Source organism: Formosa agariphila KMM 3901 (assembly GCF_000723205.1).
GTDB lineage: Bacteria > Bacteroidota > Bacteroidia > Flavobacteriales > Flavobacteriaceae > Formosa > Formosa agariphila.
Window position 1 is genome coordinate 2,990,202 of sequence record NZ_HG315671.1, and the last position, 18,966, is coordinate 3,009,167.

Genomic DNA, 18,966 nt, shown 5'->3' on the forward strand with positions numbered 1-18,966 from the left:
AACCCAACCTGCGTTGGGATAAAAATATTCCCGTTTGCACGGGAATATCAATATTAGTTAAAATTTACTTCTTGTTTTTTAGCTTGCATCATTTCATCAAACTCTTCTTTAGATCCAACGATAATATGATCGTATTTACGCATACCAGTACCAGCTGGAATTTTGTGTCCTACAATTACATTTTCTTTAAGACCTTCAAGTGTATCAATCTTACCTGCTACAGCGGCTTCGTTAAGAACTTTAGTAGTCTCTTGGAAAGATGCTGCCGAGATAAATGATTTTGTTTGAAGTGAAGCTCTTGTAATACCTTGTAAGATTGGCGTAGCCGTTGCTGGCTGTGCGTCTCTAGCAGTTACAATCTCTTTATCTTCACGACGTAATAATGAATTCTCGTCTCTTAATTGGAAAGCAGAAATTAATTGACCTTCTTTAAGATTTGTAGAATCACCTGCACTTTCAACAATTTTCAATCCGAAGATTTTATCGTTTTCTTCAATAAAGTCAGCTTTATGAGCCAATTGATCTTCTAAGAAAATAGTATCTCCAGAGTCGATAATTCTAACTTTACGCATCATTTGTCTTACAACAACTTCGAAGTGCTTATCGTTAATTTTTACCCCTTGTAAACGGTATACTTCTTGAACTTCGTTCACTAAGTACTGTTGTACAGCTGAAGGGCCTTTAATATTTAATATATCGTTTGGTGTAATAGAACCATCAGAAAGTGGCATACCAGCTTTTACGAAATCATTCTCTTGTACTAAGATTTGATTAGATAATTTAACTAGGTATTTCTTAATATCTCCTAATTTAGATTCTACGATAATTTCACGGTTACCACGCTTAATTTTACCGAAAGTTACAACTCCATCTATAGCACTTACAACTGCTGGGTTAGAAGGGTTACGTGCTTCGAATAATTCGGTAACACGAGGTAAACCTCCTGTAATATCCCCTGCTTTTGCAGATTTACGAGGAATTTTCACTAAAATTTTACCAACTCCAATCTTTTCACCATCATCAATCATTAAGTGAGCTCCTACTGGTAAGTTGTAAGAACGTATTGTTTCTCCGTTAGCTCCATCTACATGAAGTGTTGGGATTAACTTCTTATTTCTTGATTCTGAAATTACTTTTTCTTGAAATCCTGTTTGTTCATCAATTTCTACTTGGTAAGTAACCCCTTGTTCGATGTTTTCGTAACGTACTTTACCAGCAAATTCTGAAATAATTACACCGTTATATGGATCCCACTGACAAACAACATCTCCTTTAGAAAGTTCAGCTCCATTATCAATAAAGATTGTAGAACCGTAAGGTATGTTATTGGTACTTAAAGTGATTCCTGTTTTCTTATCGATAAGTTTTAATTCTGAAGTACGAGAAATAACAATATCCACTGCATTTCCATCTCCATCTACACCTTTAACTGTTTTAAGGTCTTCGATTTCTGCAACTCCATTAAACTTAACAATAAGCTTATTATCTTCTGAAATGTTACCCGCAATACCTCCAACGTGGAAAGTACGTAGTGTTAACTGTGTTCCTGGTTCCCCAATAGATTGAGCAGCAACAACACCAACAGCTTCACCTAATTGAACCATTTTATTGGTTGCAAGGTTACGACCGTAACATTTAGCACAGATACCTTTCTTAGCCTCACAAGTTAATGCAGAACGTACTTCTACACTATCTAATGGTGATTGGTTAATTCTATCTGCTGTATCATCATCTATTAATTCGCCAGCGCTTACTAATAATTCTTCTGTTAATGGATTGAAGACATCGTATAAAGATACACGTCCAATTACGCGCTCTCCAAGAGATTCAACAATTTCATCATTTTTCTTTAAAGCTGTAACGTCTACACCTCTTAATGTACCACAATCTTCACTGTTAACAATAACATCTTGAGATACATCTACCAAACGACGAGTTAAGTAACCCGCATCGGCAGTTTTAAGAGCGGTATCGGCAAGACCTTTACGCGCACCGTGAGTAGAGATAAAGTATTCTAAAATTGAAAGACCTTCCTTAAAGTTAGAAAGAATCGGGTTTTCAATAATTTCTCCTCCACCTGCATTAGATTTTTTAGGTTTCGCCATTAATCCACGCATACCTGTAAGCTGACGAATCTGTTCTTTAGATCCCCTTGCTCCAGAGTCAAGCATCATAAACACCGAGTTGAATCCTTGTTGGTCTTCACGAATACGTTTCATAGACAATTCTGTCAATTCAGCATTCGTTGATGTCCAAATATCAATAACTTGGTTATAACGTTCGTTGTTAGTAATAAGTCCCATGTTATAGTTACCCATAATACCATCAACTAAGCCATTGGCTTTATCAATCATACCTTGCTTTTCTGGTGGGATAATAATATCACCTAAACTAAATGATAGTCCCCCTTGGAATGCAAACATGTAACCTAATGTCTTAATCTCATCAAGGAAGTCTGCTGTTTCAGGAACAGAAGTTACTCTTAAGATATTACCAATAATATCTCTTAATGATTTTTTAGTTAAGACTTGGTTTATATATCCAGCTGCATGCGGTACTTTATCGTTAAATAAAACACGACCTACAGTAGTTTCAATAATTTGTAATACGTTTTCTCCTGCTTCGTTAAAGTCGTATGTTCTTACTTTAATACCAGCATTTAAGTCTACACGTTTCTCGTTAAAAGCAATAACTACTTCTTCTGGAGAATAGAATGTTAAGCCTTCACCTTTAATTGGCACTTCTGGAGTAGAGGTACGTAATTTAGTCATATAGTAAAGACCAAGTACCATATCCTGAGAAGGTACAGTTACGGGCGAACCATTGGCAGGGTTTAAGATACTATGAGACGCTAATAATAACATTTGCGCTTCTAGAATAGCTTCTGGTCCTAATGGTAAATGCACAGCCATCTGGTCACCATCAAAATCGGCGTTGAATGCAGTACACACTAATGGGTGTAACTGAATTGCTTTTCCTTCAATTAATTTAGGTTGGAATGCTTGTATACCTAGACGGTGTAACGTAGGAGCACGGTTTAGTAATACTGGATGTCCTTTAAGAACGTTTTCCAAGATATCCCAAACTACTGGCTCTTTTTTGTCTATAATTTTCTTTGCAGATTTTACAGTCTTTACAATACCTCTTTCTATTAGTTTTCTAATTACGAAAGGTTTGTAAAGTTCTGCTGCCATGGTTTTAGGTAAACCACATTCAAACAATCTCATTTCTGGTCCTACAACAATTACAGAACGTGCTGAATAATCGACACGCTTCCCTAATAAGTTCTGACGGAAACGACCTTGCTTACCTTTTAATGAATCTGATAACGATTTTAAAGGTCTGTTAGAATCTGTTTTTACCGCTGAAGCTTTACGCGTGTTATCGAATAACGAATCTACAGATTCCTGTAACATACGTTTTTCGTTACGTAAAATAACTTCTGGTGCTTTTATCTCAACAAGACGCTTTAAACGGTTGTTACGGATAATTACACGACGATATAAATCATTTAAATCTGAAGTAGCAAAACGACCACCATCTAATGGCACTAACGGACGTAATTCTGGTGGAATTACAGGAATAACTTTCATGATCATCCATTCTGGACGATTCTCTCTGTTCAAGTTAGACTCACGTAATGCTTCAACAACTTGTAAACGCTTTAACGCTTCAGTTTTACGTTGTTTAGATGTTTCAGTATTTGCTTTGTGACGTAATTGATAAGATAATGCATCTAAATCGATACGTGCTAAAAGCTCTATTAAACACTCAGCCCCCATTTTCGCTAGGAATTTATTTGGGTCTGTGTCTTCTAGATATTGATTGTCTTGAGGAAGTTCTTCTAATATATTTAAATATTCTTCTTCGGTAAGGAAATCCATTTTTTGTAATGGTTCACCTTCAGCATTCTTAGCGTTACCTGGCTGAATTACTACATAACGTTCGTAGTAAATAATCATATCTAATTTCTTAGATGGTAATCCTAATAAATACCCTATTTTATTTGGTAAAGAACGGAAGTACCAAATGTGTGCTACAGGAACAACAAGGTTAATGTGTCCTACTCTATCACGACGTACTTTCTTTTCTGTTACTTCTACACCACAACGGTCACATACTATACCTTTATAACGTATTCTTTTATATTTACCACAAGCACATTCGTAGTCTTTTACAGGACCAAAAATACGCTCACAGAATAAACCATCTCGTTCAGGTTTATGAGTTCGATAATTGATAGTTTCTGGCTTAAGCACTTCACCTTTAGACTCTGCTAAAATAGACTCTGGTGATGCTAAACCAATTGAGATTTTATTAAACCTCTTTATTGTATTCTTATCTTGTTTTCTTGCCATAATATATGGTGATATCGAATTATTTGTAAACTTAGCCCATCAGGTTAAAATAAACCTGATGGGCAATATATTATTCCTCTAATCTAATGTCTAGTCCTAAACCTTTCAATTCGTGCATAAGTACGTTGAACGATTCTGGTAATCCAGGTTCTGGCATTTGCTCTCCTTTTACGATTGCTTCGTAAGTTTTAGCTCTACCAATAACGTCATCAGATTTAACTGTCAATATTTCTCTTAGAATTGCAGAAGCACCATATGCTTCAAGTGCCCATACTTCCATCTCTCCAAAACGCTGACCTCCAAATTGTGCTTTACCACCTAATGGTTGTTGTGTAATTAAAGAGTATGGTCCAATAGAACGTGCGTGCATCTTATCGTCAATCATATGACCTAACTTAATCATATAAATAACTCCAACGGTTGCTTTTTGATCAAATCGTTGACCAGTTCCACCATCATATAAATAAGTATGTCCAAATTCTGGAACTCCAGCTTTATTTGTTAATTCAGTAATTTGATCGATAGTTGCACCATCAAAAATTGGTGTTGCATACTTCTGACCTAATTTCTGACCTGCCCAACCAAGAACAGTTTCATAAATCTGACCAATGTTCATACGAGATGGTACCCCAAGTGGATTTAATACAATATCTACAGGTGTTCCGTCTTCTAAGAAAGGCATATCTTCCTGACGAACGATACGTGCAACAATACCTTTGTTACCGTGACGTCCTGCCATTTTATCCCCTACTTTTAGTTTACGTTTTTTAGCGATGTAAACTTTAGCCAATTTAATAATACCTGCTGGTAACTCGTCTCCTACAGAAATTGTAAACTTCTCACGTCTTAATGACCCTTGTAAGTCGTTTTCTTTAATCTTGTAATTGTGAATTAAGTCAGCAACTAATTTATTAGTATGGTCGTCTGTTGTCCACACACCAGATGTTAAGTGTGTATAATCTTCAACAGAGTTTAACATTTTAAGTGTGTATTTTTTACCTTTTGGTAAAACTTCTTCACCTAAATCATTAAAGATACCTTGAGCTGTTTTACCACCTACTAAAGCAAATAATTTATCGATTAATACTGCTTTAAGTTCTTCGAACTTTGCATAATAAATCGCTTCTAATTGCGTAATATCTTCTTTATCTTTAGCTCTCTTACGTTTGTCTTTAACCGCACGAGCAAATAATTTTTTACCAATTACTACACCATTTAAAGATGGAGAAGCTTTTAAAGATGCATCTTTTACATCTCCTGCTTTATCACCAAAAATAGCACGTAATAATTTTTCTTCTGGAGTAGGATCAGATTCACCTTTTGGTGTGATTTTTCCAATAAGGATATCACCAGGCTTTACTTCTGCTCCAATACGAATCATTCCGTTTTCATCAAGATCTTTAGTTGCTTCTTCAGATACGTTAGGGATATCATTAGTTAACTCTTCATTACCTAATTTTGTATCACGTACATCTAAAGAATACTCATCGATATGTATTGAAGTAAAGATATCTTCACGAACAACTTTTTCAGAAATCACAATCGCATCCTCAAAGTTATACCCTTTCCAAGGCATAAAGGCTACTTTCATGTTTCTACCTAATGCTAATTCACCTTTTTCGGTTGCATAACCTTGACAAAGTACTTGACCTTGTTGTACTCTATCTCCTTTACTAACGATAGGTTTTAGGTTGATAGAAGTTCCTTGATTCGTTTTTCTAAACTTAACTAAAGGATAAGTTTTAGTTTCAGCATCAAAACTTACAGCTGCTTCATCTTCGGTACGATCGTAACGAATAGTAATCTCGTTAGCATCTACATACTCTACAGTACCTTCACGCTCTGCATTTATTAATACACGAGAATCTTTAGCAACCTGACGTTCTAAACCTGTACCTACAATAGGAGAATCTACTCTTAATAATGGTACAGCTTGACGCATCATGTTAGATCCCATCAATGCACGGTTAGCATCATCATGTTCTAAGAACGGAATTAACGAAGCCGATATAGATGAAATCTGGTTTGGTGCAACATCTGTATAATGAAGTGCTGTTGGTTCTATAACTGGGAAATCACCTTCCATTCGGGCAATAACTTTATCATGAACAATTTTAGCATTTTCATCAATTACAACAGTTGCCTGTGCAATTAATTTTTCTTCTTCTTCTTCTGCACTTAAATAAACAGGTTCATTAACGATATCTACAACACCATCGGTAACAGGTCTATAAGGAGTCTCGATGAATCCCATTGAATTCACTTTTGCATATACAGAAAGTGAAGAAATTAAACCAATGTTTGGTCCTTCAGGAGTTTCAATCGGACAAAGACGACCGTAATGTGTATAGTGAACGTCACGTACCTCAAATCCTGCTCTTTCTCTTGATAAACCTCCAGGTCCTAATGCTGAAAGACGACGCTTGTGCGTAATCTCTGCAAGAGGATTCGTTTGATCCATAAATTGAGATAACTGGTTCGTACCAAAGAACGAATTAATTACTGAAGATAAGGTCTTCGCATTAATTAAATCTATAGGTGTAAACACTTCGTTGTCACGTACATTCATACGCTCACGAATAGTACGTGCCATACGTGCTAAACCAACTCCAAATTGTTGAGATAATTGCTCACCTACTGTACGTACACGACGGTTAGATAAGTGGTCAATATCATCAATCTCTGCTTTTGAGTTGATAAGCTCGATTAAATATTTTATAATAGTAATAATATCTTCTTTGGTAAGCACTTGCTTATCCATACCGATATCTAACTGTAATTTTTTGTTCATTCTATAACGTCCAACTTCTCCTAAAGAGTAACGTTGGTCACTAAAGAATAATTTATCTATAATACCACGTGCTGTTTCCTCATCTGGCGGCTCAGCATTACGTAATTGTCTATAGATATGTTCAACAGCTTCTTTTTCAGAGTTTGTTGGATCTTTTTGAAGCGTATTATGGATAATAGCATAATCTCCTTGTTGAGCGCTTTCTTTATGTAAAAGGACAGTCTTTACATTCGCTTCAAGAATTTCTTCAATATTATCTTTATCTAAAACAGTATCACGATCTAATACAATTTCATTACGTTCAATAGAAACTACTTCACCAGTATCTTCATCAACAAAATCTTCGTGCCAAGTATTAAGTACACGTGCAGCTAACTTACGTCCTTGATATTTCTTTAAACCGGATTTTGATACTTTAACTTCTTCAGCAAGATCAAAAATCTCAAGAATATCTTTATCACGTTCAAAACCAATAGCTCTGAATAAGGTAGTTACAGGTAATTTTTTCTTACGATCGATATATGCATACATAACACTGTTAATGTCTGTAGCAAATTCAATCCAAGAACCTTTAAATGGAATAACTCTAGCTGAATATAACTTAGTCCCATTCGCGTGGAATGATTGACCAAAGAATACTCCAGGAGAACGGTGTAATTGAGACACTACAACACGTTCTGCACCGTTAATACAGAAAGTACCACTAGGTGTCATATAAGGTATTGTACCTAAGTACACATCTTGAACAATGGTCTCGAAATCCTCATGTTCAGGGTCTGTACAATAAAGTTTTAACCTTGCTTTAAGTGGAACACTATAAGTAAGTCCTCTTTCAATACACTCTTCTAAAGAATATCTAGGTGGATCCACGAAGTAATCTAAAAATTCTAAAACAAATTGATTACGAGTGTCTGTAATTGGGAAATTCTCCATGAAGGTGTTATATAAACCTTCATTACCTCTTTCTTCAGATTTTGTCTCAAGTTGGAAAAAATCCTGAAAGGATTTTATCTGAATATCCAAGAAATCTGGATAGTCTGTTCTATTAATAATAGACGAGAAATTTAATCTTTCAGCTTGTGTTTCTAACATCAATGGACGAAATTTTGATTAAAAATAATATTGGAAGCGTATCTAAATGCTATATACGCAAAAATGGTTTAGGTCATAGAGTACGACTCCAGACCTAAACCTTTATGTTGTTTGGTAACTAAGCTTACTTAAGCTCAACCTCAGCTCCAGCCTCTTCTAATGATGCTTTTAAAGCTTCTGCTTCATCTTTAGAGATACCTTCTTTGATAGCGCTTGGTGCGTCATCAACTAAACCTTTAGCTTCTTTTAATCCTAATCCAGTTAATTCTTTAACTAACTTTACTACAGCTAATTTAGAACCTCCAGCGGCTTTAAGGATTACATCAAATTCAGTTTTTTCCTCAGCAGCTTCACCACCAGCAGGTCCAGCAGCTACAGCTACAGCAGCAGCAGCAGGCTCAATACCGTACTCATCTTTTAATATAGTTGCTAATTCATTAACTTCTTTTACTGTTAAGTTAACTAATTGTTCTGCGAAATCTTTTAAATCTGCCATTTTCTATCGTTTTAATAAATTTTAATAATAATATGTGTGTGTAATAATGCGTACTATGTAATACTATCCCTCTTTTTGAGATAATGTTTTTAAGATACCTGAAAGTTTACCTCCACTTGATTGAAGTGCAGATACAACATTCTTAGCAGGCGATTGTAATAATCCAATGATATCTCCAATTAACTCTTCACGAGATTTGATATCTACTAAGGCATCTAATTGGTCGTCTCCAATGTAAACAGCTTCTTCAATAAAAGCACCTTTTAATAAAGGCTTTTCAGATTTTTTTCTGAAAGCTTTGATTACTTTAGCTGGAGCGTTTCCAGTTTCAGAATACATTACAGAAGTGTTACCTTTTAAAACAGTTGGTAAATCTCCAAATTCTCTATCTGAAGCTTCCATTGCTTTTTCAAGTAATGTATTTTTTACTATAGCTAATTTAATATTAGCTTTAAAACAAGCGCGACGTAAGTCTGAAGTTTTAGCTGCGTTTAATCCAGAAATATCTGCAATATAGATATTTGCATTCTCGGCTAATTGTCCAGTTAATTCTTCGATTACTTGTGATTTTTCTTCTCTTGTCATAATAAAAGTTTTTAACTAATTAACCAATTTTAGAGTCAACAGCAATACTAGGACTCATAGTACTAGACATAAAGATACTCTTTACATAAGTTCCTTTAGCCGCAGTTGGCTTTAATTTCATTAATGTTGATAATAATTCGTTTACGTTTCCTGCAATTTGCTCTGGACTAAAAGATACTTTACCTACAGCTGCATGAACGATACCAGTTTTATCAACTTTAAAGTCAATTTTACCAGCTTTAACTTCTGTTACTGCTTTTGCAACATCCATAGTTACTGTACCTGTCTTTGGGTTAGGCATTAATCCACGAGGCCCTAAAATACGTCCTAATGGTCCTAATTTACCCATTACACTTGGCATAGTAATAATTACATCTACATCTGTCCAACCACTCTTGATTTTATCAAGAAATTCGTCTAAACCTACGTAGTCTGCTCCAGCTTCTTTAGCTTCTGCTTCTTTGTCTGGAGTTACTAATGCTAAAACTTTTACGTCTTTACCTGTACCATGAGGAAGAGATACTACACCTCTAACCATTTGGTTTGCTTTTCTAGGATCTACTCCTAAACGAACAGCGATATCTACAGACGCATCAAATTTTGCATTTGTTATATCTTTTACTAATGCTGAAGCTTCATTTACAGAGTAAAATTTACCCTTTTCAATTTTTGCTGCAGCTTCTTTTTGCTTTTTTGCTAATCTTGCCATTTTAAATTTCTTTTTCTAGATTAATTTGGCGCGTTTCCGGTTACGGTAATTCCCATAGACCTTGCGGTACCTGCGATCATTTTCATTGCTGATTCGATTTCGAATGCATTTAAATCTTGCATTTTGTCTTCAGCAATAGTTTTAATCTGATCCCATGAAACTTTAGCTACTTTTTTTCGGTTTGGTTCACCTGAACCTTTCTTCAACTTGGCTGCTTCTAATAACTGAACTGCCGCTGGTGGAGTCTTAATTACAAAGTCAAATGATTTGTCTTTGTAAACAGAAATCACAACTGGCAATACTTTACCTGCCTTGTCTTGCGTTCTAGCATTGAATTGCTTACAGAACTCCATGATGTTAACACCTGCAGCTCCTAAAGCGGGTCCAACCGGTGGCGACGGATTCGCTGCACCTCCCCGAACTTGTAACTTAACTACTTTACCTAATTCTTTTGCCATTTTTAATAATTTAATTTTGATATGCTTCTACAATTGGAAGCTGTATAACACATCGGTATCTTTGTAACACTAATTATACTTTCTCTACTTGCATATAGCTTAACTCTAATGGTGTTTTTCTTCCAAAAATCTTAACCATTACTTCTAGCTTACGCTTTTCTTCATTTATCTTTTCAATAGTTCCATCAAATCCATTAAATGGACCATCAACAACTTTTACTGTATCACCAATATTATAAGGTATTGCAACAGTAGTTTCTGTATCTACAGTTAACTCATCAACCTTACCTAACATTCTGTTTACTTCAGACTGTCTTAATGGCACAGGGTCTCCTCCTTTTGTTTCACCTAAAAATCCAATTACATTAGTAACCGATCTAATAATGTGAGGTACTTCTCCTGTTAAATTAGCTTGAACCATAATGTAACCAGGAAAATAAACTTTTTCTTTGCTTATTTTCTTTCCATTACGAATTTGAATTACTTTTTCTGTAGGAACTAATACTTGATCTACATAATCTTGTAAGCCTAAACGAGTAATTTCATTCTCGATATATGCTTTAATTTTATTTTCTTGACCACTTACAGCTCTAACAACATACCACTTTTTTGCACTTACTTCAGACATAAAAACTTATTTTAACTTTTTTAGTTGATTAAATGAAAGTAATATGATATAACCTTACTGAATACGGTATCTACTCCCCATACTGCTAGAGAGAATAGTGTAGAAAATACAGCTACCAAAATAGTTAAGCTTTGTGCTTCTGCCATAGTAGGCCAAGACACATTATGCTTTAACTCTCCGAATGATTCTTTTACGTAATTTACAAATCCAGCCATTATTTTTCAAAACTTTATTAGCACGGGCGGAGAGACTCGAACTCACGACACCTGGTTTTGGAGACCAGTGCTCTACCAACTGAGCTACGCCCGTATAAAAGTCAAGGTATTTCAAGAATGAAACACCTTAACTTTTTATTGTATTAAACTTAAAATTAGTCTAAAATTTCAGTTACTTGTCCTGCACCTACAGTTCTACCTCCTTCACGGATAGCGAAACGTAAACCAACATTCATTGCGATTGGTTGGTGTAAGTCAACAGTAATTGTTAAGTTATCTCCTGGCATTACCATTTCAACTCCATCAGGTAAGTTAATAGTACCTGTTACGTCAGTTGTACGTACGTAGAACTGTGGACGGTAGTTGTTGTGGAATGGAGTGTGACGTCCACCTTCTTCTTTTTTCAAAACATAAACTTCTGCTTTGAATTTAGCGTGTGGAGTTACAGATCCTGGCTTAGTAATAACCATTCCTCTTTTAATATCTTCTTTAGCAATACCTCTTAATAAGATACCTGCGTTATCTCCAGCTTCACCTCTATCTAAGATTTGACGGAACATTTCGATACCTGTAATAGTAGAAGTTAACTTTTCAGCACCCATACCAATAATTTCAACAGGATCTCCAGTTTTTGCTACTCCAGTTTCGATACGTCCAGTTGCTACTGTACCACGACCTGTAATAGAAAATACGTCTTCGATAGGCATTAAGAAATCTTTATCTACTTCTCTTAAAGGCTCTTTAATCCAAGTATCACAAGCTTCCATTAATTCCATAATCTTCTCAGACCATTTAGCATCACCGTTTAATCCACCTAAAGCAGATCCAGCAATTACAGGTCCGTTATCACCATCATAGTCATAGAAAGAAAGTAAATCTCTAACTTCCATTTCAACTAATTCTAATAATTCTTCATCATCAACTAAATCGACCTTATTCATGAAAACAACGATAGATGGAATACCTACTTGTTTACCTAATAAGATGTGCTCTCTAGTTTGAGGCATTGGTCCGTCAGTTGCAGCAACTACTAAAATTGCACCATCCATTTGAGCAGCACCAGTTACCATGTTCTTTACGTAATCCGCGTGACCTGGACAGTCAACGTGAGCGTAGTGACGGTTAGCTGTTTGATACTCTACGTGAGATGTATTAATAGTAATACCTCTTTCTTTCTCTTCTGGAGCGTTGTCAATCTGATCGAAGTTCTTTACTTCTGAAAGTCCTGCAGCAGCTAGTACAGTAGTAATAGCAGCAGTTAATGTTGTTTTACCGTGATCTACGTGTCCAATTGTACCTATATTTAAGTGTGGTTTGGAACGATCAAAAGTTGCCTTTGCCATGTTTTAAAAATTTAATCTTAGTTATATAATAATATTAGTGTATTCTACTTTATGCTTTTATAGAGCCAATGACGGGAATTGAACCCGTGACCTCTTCCTTACCAAGGAAACGCTCTACCCCTGAGCTACACCGGCTTAAAATTGAGCGAGAGACCGGGTTCGAACCGGCGACATTCAGCTTGGAAGGCTGACGCTCTACCAACTGAGCTACTCTCGCATTATTTTAATTCCTTTACTTATAATTATCACTACTTTTAGAATGTTACCATTACAAAAATAATGTGGGGAGAGCAGGATTCGAACCTGCGAAGACGTAGTCAGCAGATTTACAGTCTGCCCTCGTTGGCCGCTTGAGTATCTCCCCAATTATAAATTATTCACTCTTTAAAAGAACTTGAGCCGATGGAGGGACTCGAACCCACGACCTGCTGATTACAAATCAGCTGCTCTAGCCAGCTGAGCTACATCGGCTTTTTATACTTTTTTCTTTGACAAAAAAAGTCCGCTATTTCTAACGGACTGCAAATGTATATATTTATTCTTTTATTCAAAACATTTTTTCAAATAATTTTATCATAAATATGATTTTAACTTTTCTTTACGCTTTTTTAACTGTCTTTCTAACGATGCAGTTGCACTATCTGCGCACTCTTCGAACGATTTACATTGTTTTTTCACGACCAAGCTATCTCCTGGAACATTTACACGGGCTTCAAATATTTTATTTTCTTTATCGCTAGTGTTTTCCACTTTTAAATAAACATCGGAACTGACTACCTTATCATAAAACATATCTAACTTATCCATACGCTTCTGAATAAAATCTATCAATGATTGATCTGCATTGAAATTAACTGATTGAATGTTTACTTTCATACTTATTAAATTTAATATTAAACAATAGGTGGTTTCGTCCTATTTCTTATTCCTGGGATGTGTATTTAAATACACTTTTTTTAATTCTGCTATACTATTGTGCGTGTATACTTGAGTAGACGCAAGACTAGAGTGCCCAAGAAGTTCTTTAACGGCATTCAAATCTGCACCTTGATTGAGTAAATGAGTTGCAAAAGAATGCCTTAAAATATGCGGGCTCTTTTTTACTTTTGAAGATGCTAAACTAAAATAGCTATTTATTATTCTGTAAACAAGTGTTTCATAAATTTTAACGCCTTTTTTGGTTAAAAACATAAACGTACTATTTTTTATAGTAGGCAACTCCTTACGCTTTTCTATGTACAGTTTAAGAATCTCTATTACCGATGGCAATAGAGGCACTAAGCGCTCTTTATTACGCTTGCCCAATACCTTTAAAGTTTTGTTTGAAAGATTAAAATCGGTTAACTTTAATTGTACTAACTCGATACGACGAATACCTGTAGAATAAAACAACTCTATAATTAATCGGTTTCTAACACCTTCAAAATCTGATACGTGCGGAAAATCGTCTAAAACCGTTTTCATTTCTTTTTCTGAAAACGGAATCTGAATATTCTGTTTAACCTTTAAAGCTTTGTGTTTACGTAATGGGTTGTGATCAAGATCCCCAACCTTGAGTAAGAATTTATAATATGAGTTTAATGCAGAAATTTTTCTATTTATACTTCTGTTAGACATACCGCTTTCTACCAAAACAATAATCCAACGTCTTATTTGAGGATAATTAATGTCTTGTATTGTATCTTGTTGGTATTCGGAAATGATAAACTCTAAAAAATCATTTAAATCTTTTTTATAGGCATTAACAGTTAATGCAGAGTAGTTTTTCTCTAATAACAAATAGTCTGTAAACGCGGAAAACATCATAAGCCAGCAATAGTGTAATTGCTAATATAACACCTTTAAAATGAGAAGTCGTTAAATAAAACGCAAAAAAAATCCTGCAATTGCAGGATTTTAAAGTATTACGTGTTAAGCTTAAATTTGTTCTTGATCTTTTAAACCTTGAACATACTGTGCTTTTTGATTTTGTCTTCTATTTTCGATAGAAGGTTTTAAAAACTGCTTACGTGCTTGTAATTGACGTCTTGTACCAGTCTTATCAAACTTGCGTTTGTAACGCTTTAGCGCTCTATCTATATTTTCTCCTTCTTTAATTGGTATTCTTAACATAGTCCTTAACCTCCTCTCTTTTAGCATTCGGGCTGCAAAAGTAAAAATTAATTTAAATTATCCTACCAAAAAAATAAAATATTTTAAAAGAGACATTTAGTCCTTGAAAAGGGATGATCTTTTAGTTAAATCTTGAATTAATTTTTCGTCTTCTTCACTTTCCAAAAGCGTATTGTAATGGTCCCAAAAGGTCTTATTATAAGGCTTTATTGCAAATATGTTAGAATTCCAATCTTGACCTAAAGTCGATTGAATTTCTTCTGAATCTAGTATAATTTCTGTAAACAGAATTTCTTGAATCGTTTTATAATACCGCTCGTCTTTAACACGTTGTTCCGCTTCTTTATCATCAGATTTAGAAACTTTAGACCCCACATTTACCAATTTTGGAGTTTCGTAAGACACATAATTAACATACATCTTACCGCCGTACTCCATATAAGTCACTGTTAATTTATGATTTATCTGCGTATCGAACAGGATTCTGCTTCTGGTTTTCTGAGCTTCAGAATCTGCTATTAATTCGTATTCAATTTTTTTAACTGCATACGTATCCCAATACACATATAACCAACCATTGGCTATGTAACCATCGTTAAAAATACCTTGAGTTTCTAAATTAATATCATCTGCTCCTTTTGAAATCTTAATTTTATAAATCTTACGTTCATTATCTACCAAAACAGTATCCAATTCAAATTGATGATAATCTAGAACCTTTTCTCCAAATAAAGCCCTAGGACTTCTTGTATTTCTAAGCAGATTTAATTTTCCGCCGAAGAAGTTCTGGAGTCCGTTTGTACGTATATCATTCCACTTAATGGCTTTTACCAATGAAGCCTTTTCAATAGTATCTCGTCTTAAATTTTTAGCTTGAAAATTTTTCTTACCGTGTTGCTTTAAATAGGCCGTATATGCCAGTAAACTATCTACATCGCGCAAATCGTAACTCTTACGCATCTCGTCCACATTAATTTTTAAATTTTCTGAAGCTGAAGATTGCGCACTAGAATCGTAAAGCGTAATGGCACTTTCTATTAACCATTTAAACTCCTTTTTATTACGCTCTTTATGCCTTAAAAATCCTTTCTCTAAATATGGGAAGTCAGGAAGATTTTCTGGTAAACGGCTTATCATTTTAAGTACGATATCGTTCCCTGTTTTTGGTCGTGTATCTGCGACTAGTAATACTTCGTCTAAAGACGCAATATCTTCTTCTAGAAACACCTCTTCAGAATTATCGAAATCTTTTACAAGTACCTTAAAACTTTTATAACCAATAGATGAAATAACAAGCGTATCGTTCTCCATGGAACTAGGCACCAATAGCACAAACTTTCCGTCGGCATTACTTATTGTACCTGTGGTTGTATTTTTAATGTAAATACTCGCACTTTCTATAGGAACCATTGTAGAGAAATCTACAATCTTATTTTTAAGTTCTGTCTGTGCATAGGTAGAGAAAAAAAACAGACAAACTAAAATGGTTAAATTATATGTTTTGTTGTAGACATCCATGTTTGATCTGTTATAATTTTATTATTAAAATATTACTGTATTGGCTGCCGGACAGTATAAACATATCATGTTTATAACCCTTTTCATTCACCTATCAATCGCCTATGATAATTTATTTGTCCAAGATGATAGCTCAAATGATTCATCAAATGAACTAGTAGGTATTCATTTGATTCTACTTTAGGAAACTTCATAATAGGATAATCCATTTTCAATTCTTCGTCAGTAAGTCCTACTAAAGATTTCCTTATCATTTCAATAGTCTCATTAATAGCCTTAATCAGTTTTGGTCTTGGAACGTTTTTTTGGGTAAATTCAAGTTCTCTATGTCTAACATACCCCGTTTTCCCAATTTCTTTTCCAATAAATGTATGTAAGTTTCCAATTATATGAAGCGTTAAATTACCCGCCGAATTAGAAATGTTTTTTTCTACTCTCCAAATATTTTCTTCCTTACTATAAAGTTCTAATTCAGTAATTAACTGTTTCAAATCTCTTTCAAAAAACTGAATTAACTCATTTTTATTCATCGGTTATCTAGGCGTTTTTAACAAGTTAAGGAGAACCACTGTATTTGGTATTAGGTAGCAGGCTTATAATCTTTTTTATCTAAAACCATCTTCGCAATAATTTCCTTCAAAATTTCTGAAGTTCCTCCGCCTATAGGTCCTAAACGGCTATCACGTAATAATCGGGCTAGTGGGTAATCTTCCATATAACCATATCCGCCTAAAAACTGAAGACATTGATAAATCACCTCATCAGCCATTTTAGTCGATTTCAATTTAGAAATAGTTGCTTCTTTCACCACATACTCACCTTTATTTAATCTATACGTTACAGCATAGTTAAAGGTTTTACAAAGGATCATATCCGAGTATAAATCGGCAAACGTATGGCGTAAAGCTTGGAATTTATCTATCGTTTTTCCAAATGCCGTACGTTCACTCATATATTGTTGCGCGTATTCCAAAGCATATTCTGCTCGAGCATGCGCATTTACACCCATAATTAAACGCTCTAAAGCAAAATGTTGCATAATATATGGAAAACCTTTGCCTTCTTCTCCCATTAATTGAGAGGCTGGAATTACCACATTATCGAAAGCAATTTCAGCTGTATCTGATGCTCTCCATCCTAATTTATTTAATTTGGTTGCAGAAATACCAGGCGTATTTCTATCGACTACAAAAATACTAATTGCCTTATGTGACTCTTCTTGGCTGGTCTTTGCAGACACGACTAAATAATCGCTATAAACCCCATTAGTAATAAAGGTTTTCGATCCGTTTAAAACATAAGTATCTCCATTCTTAATTGCTGTTGTGCGCATTGCAGCCACATCACTTCCTGCAGACGGTTCACTAATACACAGACAGCCAATCTTGTCTCCCGATATACTTGGCACTAAATACTTTTGTTTTATAGCCTCGTCTCCTTCTTTGTTAAGATGCGTCATAGCTAAATACGCATGAGCCCACATTGCAGCAGCAAAACCACAAGAATTTATTTTTTGTAACTCTTCTAAAAATATAACCGTATAAAAAAGGTCTAAATCTAAACCACCATAAGCCTCTGGGTAATTAATTCCGAAGAATCCCATATCTCCAAATTTCTTCCAAATGAAGCGCTCTATAGTTCCCGTTTCTTCCCATTTATCAATATGAGGAACGACTTCTTTTTTTAAGAAATCTTGCAAGCTTTTTCTAAACAACTCATGTTCTTCTGTGAAGTACATTGTATTCATATAATATATGTTTTAATCCCAGATTACAGGATTAATTGATTGCCAAATATAGTTTAATTATATCTAATTTCTGAAGCGGGAAACCCTTTACTTTCAACAATTCATCTAAATCCTTAAAGCTTTCATGCAGTGTCCTGTACTCTAAAATTTCTTTAGCTAACGGATAATCAATATGTTGTATTTGAACCAAATCGTTTGTAGATGCTGTATTCAAATTTACCTTTTCGACCACTCTTGGTGTTTTAACTGTAAACTTCTGCTTTAAATTTTCAATTACCTCTGGAGATAAACCGTACACATCTTGAAGTTGAAGGTCGGAAATAAAACCGCCTTCAAAAGAATTTCGGAGTGCTATTATTCGTTGAGATAGTTTTTCGCCTATACCATACACCGCTTGTAGCTGTAATGCAGTGGCTGTATTTAAATCTGCCTTTTCACTAAAAGTTAATGCTCGATTGTATTTAGGTTTATGGACTTTAGCCTTAGATACATTCTCGTTTACCCAATCAGGGAATTTAAAATATGGAGAGATCACTCCTAGTAGCGAATCTGATACTCCTGTAACCTTCTGAAAGTCTGCAGCAGAATTAATCCATTTTTCCTGACTCCTATACTTATGAAGCTTATCAATTTCTTCATTGGTCATTCCAAGTGTATAGCCCTTAAAATCGGTGATATAATTTGGATTAAACGGATACAATTTGGGCTTAGACTTTTCAATCTCTATAGCTTTAAGAGTATCTATTTCGTTTTGAAAAATGATTAAATCCTGTTCAGGAATTTCTGGAACAGGTTCAGTTTTATCCCAGAGATAGTATACACCCTGAAGCACTACTATAATTAATAACAATAAAAAAATCCCATATCGCTGTTGTTTACTAAACGTGATATGGGATTTAAATATGTTCATTATA

General features: G+C 34.8%; 16 protein-coding genes and 5 tRNA genes. All 21 read right to left on the reverse strand.

Features of this window, described 5'->3' with window-relative positions; translation table 11 throughout:
- Positions 1-53 precede the first annotated feature (53 nt).
- The 21 genes from rpoC to BN863_RS12515 all read right to left on the reverse strand — a co-directional run bounded on the left by rpoC (position 54) and on the right by BN863_RS12515 (position 18,962).
- Positions 54-4,358, reverse strand: coding sequence for a DNA-directed RNA polymerase subunit beta' (gene rpoC, locus BN863_RS12415; RefSeq protein ID WP_038531071.1), 4,305 nt, complete (start codon positions 4,356-4,358; stop codon positions 54-56).
- Between the two features lie 70 nt (positions 4,359-4,428).
- Positions 4,429-8,241, reverse strand: a complete 3,813-nt coding sequence (gene rpoB / locus BN863_RS12420; protein WP_038531073.1) for a DNA-directed RNA polymerase subunit beta — start codon at positions 8,239-8,241, stop codon at positions 4,429-4,431.
- Between the two features lie 124 nt (positions 8,242-8,365).
- Entirely contained in the window at positions 8,366-8,737 is a 372-nt protein-coding gene (gene rplL, locus BN863_RS12425) for a 50S ribosomal protein L7/L12 (protein ID WP_038531075.1), read from the reverse strand.
- A gap of 63 nt (positions 8,738-8,800) precedes the next feature.
- Complete coding sequence (gene rplJ / locus BN863_RS12430; protein ID WP_038531077.1) at positions 8,801-9,322, reverse strand: 50S ribosomal protein L10; 522 nt, start codon at positions 9,320-9,322, stop codon at positions 8,801-8,803.
- A gap of 19 nt (positions 9,323-9,341) precedes the next feature.
- On the reverse strand, positions 9,342-10,031 hold the full coding sequence (rplA, locus tag BN863_RS12435; protein WP_038531080.1) for a 50S ribosomal protein L1: 690 nt from the start codon (positions 10,029-10,031) through the stop codon (positions 9,342-9,344).
- A 20-nt stretch (positions 10,032-10,051) separates the two neighbouring features.
- Positions 10,052-10,489 carry a 50S ribosomal protein L11 gene (gene rplK, locus BN863_RS12440; protein WP_038531083.1) on the reverse strand — a complete coding sequence of 146 codons (438 nt, stop codon included), beginning with the start codon at positions 10,487-10,489 and terminating at the stop codon, positions 10,052-10,054.
- Between the two features lie 73 nt (positions 10,490-10,562).
- Entirely contained in the window at positions 10,563-11,117 is a 555-nt protein-coding gene (nusG, locus tag BN863_RS12445) for a transcription termination/antitermination protein NusG (RefSeq protein ID WP_038531086.1), read from the reverse strand.
- 20 nt (positions 11,118-11,137) lie between these two features.
- The gene (gene secE, locus BN863_RS12450; RefSeq protein ID WP_038531089.1) at positions 11,138-11,332 is read right to left on the reverse strand and encodes a preprotein translocase subunit SecE; all 195 of its coding nucleotides are present in this window, start codon (positions 11,330-11,332) and stop codon (positions 11,138-11,140) included.
- 21 nt (positions 11,333-11,353) lie between these two features.
- A tRNA-Trp gene (locus BN863_RS12455) sits at positions 11,354-11,426 on the reverse strand.
- Between the two features lie 61 nt (positions 11,427-11,487).
- Positions 11,488-12,675: an elongation factor Tu gene (gene tuf / locus BN863_RS12460; RefSeq protein ID WP_038531091.1), complete on the reverse strand. Its 1,188-nt coding sequence runs from the start codon at positions 12,673-12,675 to the stop codon at positions 11,488-11,490.
- A 63-nt stretch (positions 12,676-12,738) separates the two neighbouring features.
- Positions 12,739-12,810, reverse strand: a tRNA-Thr gene (locus BN863_RS12465).
- 9 nt (positions 12,811-12,819) lie between these two features.
- Positions 12,820-12,892, reverse strand: a tRNA-Gly gene (locus BN863_RS12470).
- Positions 12,893-12,957: 65 nt separating this feature from the next.
- Positions 12,958-13,039, reverse strand: a tRNA-Tyr gene (locus BN863_RS12475).
- A 33-nt stretch (positions 13,040-13,072) separates the two neighbouring features.
- Positions 13,073-13,146: transfer RNA gene (locus BN863_RS12480), tRNA-Thr, on the reverse strand.
- Positions 13,147-13,248: 102 nt separating this feature from the next.
- Entirely contained in the window at positions 13,249-13,551 is a 303-nt protein-coding gene (gene hpf, locus BN863_RS12485; protein WP_038531094.1) for a ribosome hibernation-promoting factor, HPF/YfiA family, read from the reverse strand.
- A gap of 39 nt (positions 13,552-13,590) precedes the next feature.
- Positions 13,591-14,481 carry a tyrosine-type recombinase/integrase gene (locus tag BN863_RS12490; RefSeq protein ID WP_038531097.1) on the reverse strand — a complete coding sequence of 297 codons (891 nt, stop codon included), beginning with the start codon at positions 14,479-14,481 and terminating at the stop codon, positions 13,591-13,593.
- 111 nt (positions 14,482-14,592) lie between these two features.
- Positions 14,593-14,787, reverse strand: coding sequence for a 30S ribosomal protein S21 (gene rpsU / locus BN863_RS12495; RefSeq protein ID WP_038531099.1), 195 nt, complete (start codon positions 14,785-14,787; stop codon positions 14,593-14,595).
- A gap of 96 nt (positions 14,788-14,883) precedes the next feature.
- Positions 14,884-16,305: a carboxypeptidase-like regulatory domain-containing protein gene (locus BN863_RS12500; RefSeq protein ID WP_038531102.1), complete on the reverse strand. Its 1,422-nt coding sequence runs from the start codon at positions 16,303-16,305 to the stop codon at positions 14,884-14,886.
- 83 nt (positions 16,306-16,388) lie between these two features.
- Positions 16,389-16,835, reverse strand: coding sequence for a DinB family protein (locus BN863_RS12505; RefSeq protein ID WP_038531104.1), 447 nt, complete (start codon positions 16,833-16,835; stop codon positions 16,389-16,391).
- A gap of 50 nt (positions 16,836-16,885) precedes the next feature.
- Positions 16,886-18,052 carry an acyl-CoA dehydrogenase family protein gene (locus BN863_RS12510; RefSeq protein ID WP_038531106.1) on the reverse strand — a complete coding sequence of 389 codons (1,167 nt, stop codon included), beginning with the start codon at positions 18,050-18,052 and terminating at the stop codon, positions 16,886-16,888.
- Between the two features lie 31 nt (positions 18,053-18,083).
- Positions 18,084-18,962 (reverse strand): ComEA family DNA-binding protein, encoded by an 879-nt coding sequence (locus BN863_RS12515; RefSeq protein ID WP_038531108.1) that lies wholly within the window; start codon positions 18,960-18,962, stop codon positions 18,084-18,086.
- Positions 18,963-18,966: the final 4 nt, after the last annotated feature.

What these genes read in the sequence shown, in the direction of transcription:
- rpoC (WP_038531071.1), bottom strand. Translation starts at nt 4,358, where the DNA reads ATGGCAAGAAAACAAGATAAGAATACAATAAAGAGGTTTAATAAAATC.
- rpoB (WP_038531073.1), bottom strand. Translation starts at nt 8,241, where the DNA reads ATGTTAGAAACACAAGCTGAAAGATTAAATTTCTCGTCTATTATTAAT.
- rplL (WP_038531075.1), bottom strand. Translation starts at nt 8,737, where the DNA reads ATGGCAGATTTAAAAGATTTCGCAGAACAATTAGTTAACTTAACAGTA.
- rplJ (WP_038531077.1), bottom strand. Translation starts at nt 9,322, where the DNA reads ATGACAAGAGAAGAAAAATCACAAGTAATCGAAGAATTAACTGGACAA.
- rplA (WP_038531080.1), bottom strand. Translation starts at nt 10,031, where the DNA reads ATGGCAAGATTAGCAAAAAAGCAAAAAGAAGCTGCAGCAAAAATTGAA.
- rplK (WP_038531083.1), bottom strand. Translation starts at nt 10,489, where the DNA reads ATGGCAAAAGAATTAGGTAAAGTAGTTAAGTTACAAGTTCGGGGAGGT.
- nusG (WP_038531086.1), bottom strand. Translation starts at nt 11,117, where the DNA reads ATGTCTGAAGTAAGTGCAAAAAAGTGGTATGTTGTTAGAGCTGTAAGT.
- secE (WP_038531089.1), bottom strand. Translation starts at nt 11,332, where the DNA reads ATGGCTGGATTTGTAAATTACGTAAAAGAATCATTCGGAGAGTTAAAG.
- tuf (WP_038531091.1), bottom strand. Translation starts at nt 12,675, where the DNA reads ATGGCAAAGGCAACTTTTGATCGTTCCAAACCACACTTAAATATAGGT.
- hpf (WP_038531094.1), bottom strand. Translation starts at nt 13,551, where the DNA reads ATGAAAGTAAACATTCAATCAGTTAATTTCAATGCAGATCAATCATTG.
- BN863_RS12490 (WP_038531097.1), bottom strand. Translation starts at nt 14,481, where the DNA reads ATGATGTTTTCCGCGTTTACAGACTATTTGTTATTAGAGAAAAACTAC.
- rpsU (WP_038531099.1), bottom strand. Translation starts at nt 14,787, where the DNA reads ATGTTAAGAATACCAATTAAAGAAGGAGAAAATATAGATAGAGCGCTA.
- BN863_RS12500 (WP_038531102.1), bottom strand. Translation starts at nt 16,305, where the DNA reads ATGGATGTCTACAACAAAACATATAATTTAACCATTTTAGTTTGTCTG.
- BN863_RS12505 (WP_038531104.1), bottom strand. Translation starts at nt 16,835, where the DNA reads ATGAATAAAAATGAGTTAATTCAGTTTTTTGAAAGAGATTTGAAACAG.
- BN863_RS12510 (WP_038531106.1), bottom strand. Translation starts at nt 18,052, where the DNA reads ATGAATACAATGTACTTCACAGAAGAACATGAGTTGTTTAGAAAAAGC.
- BN863_RS12515 (WP_038531108.1), bottom strand. Translation starts at nt 18,962, where the DNA reads ATGAACATATTTAAATCCCATATCACGTTTAGTAAACAACAGCGATAT.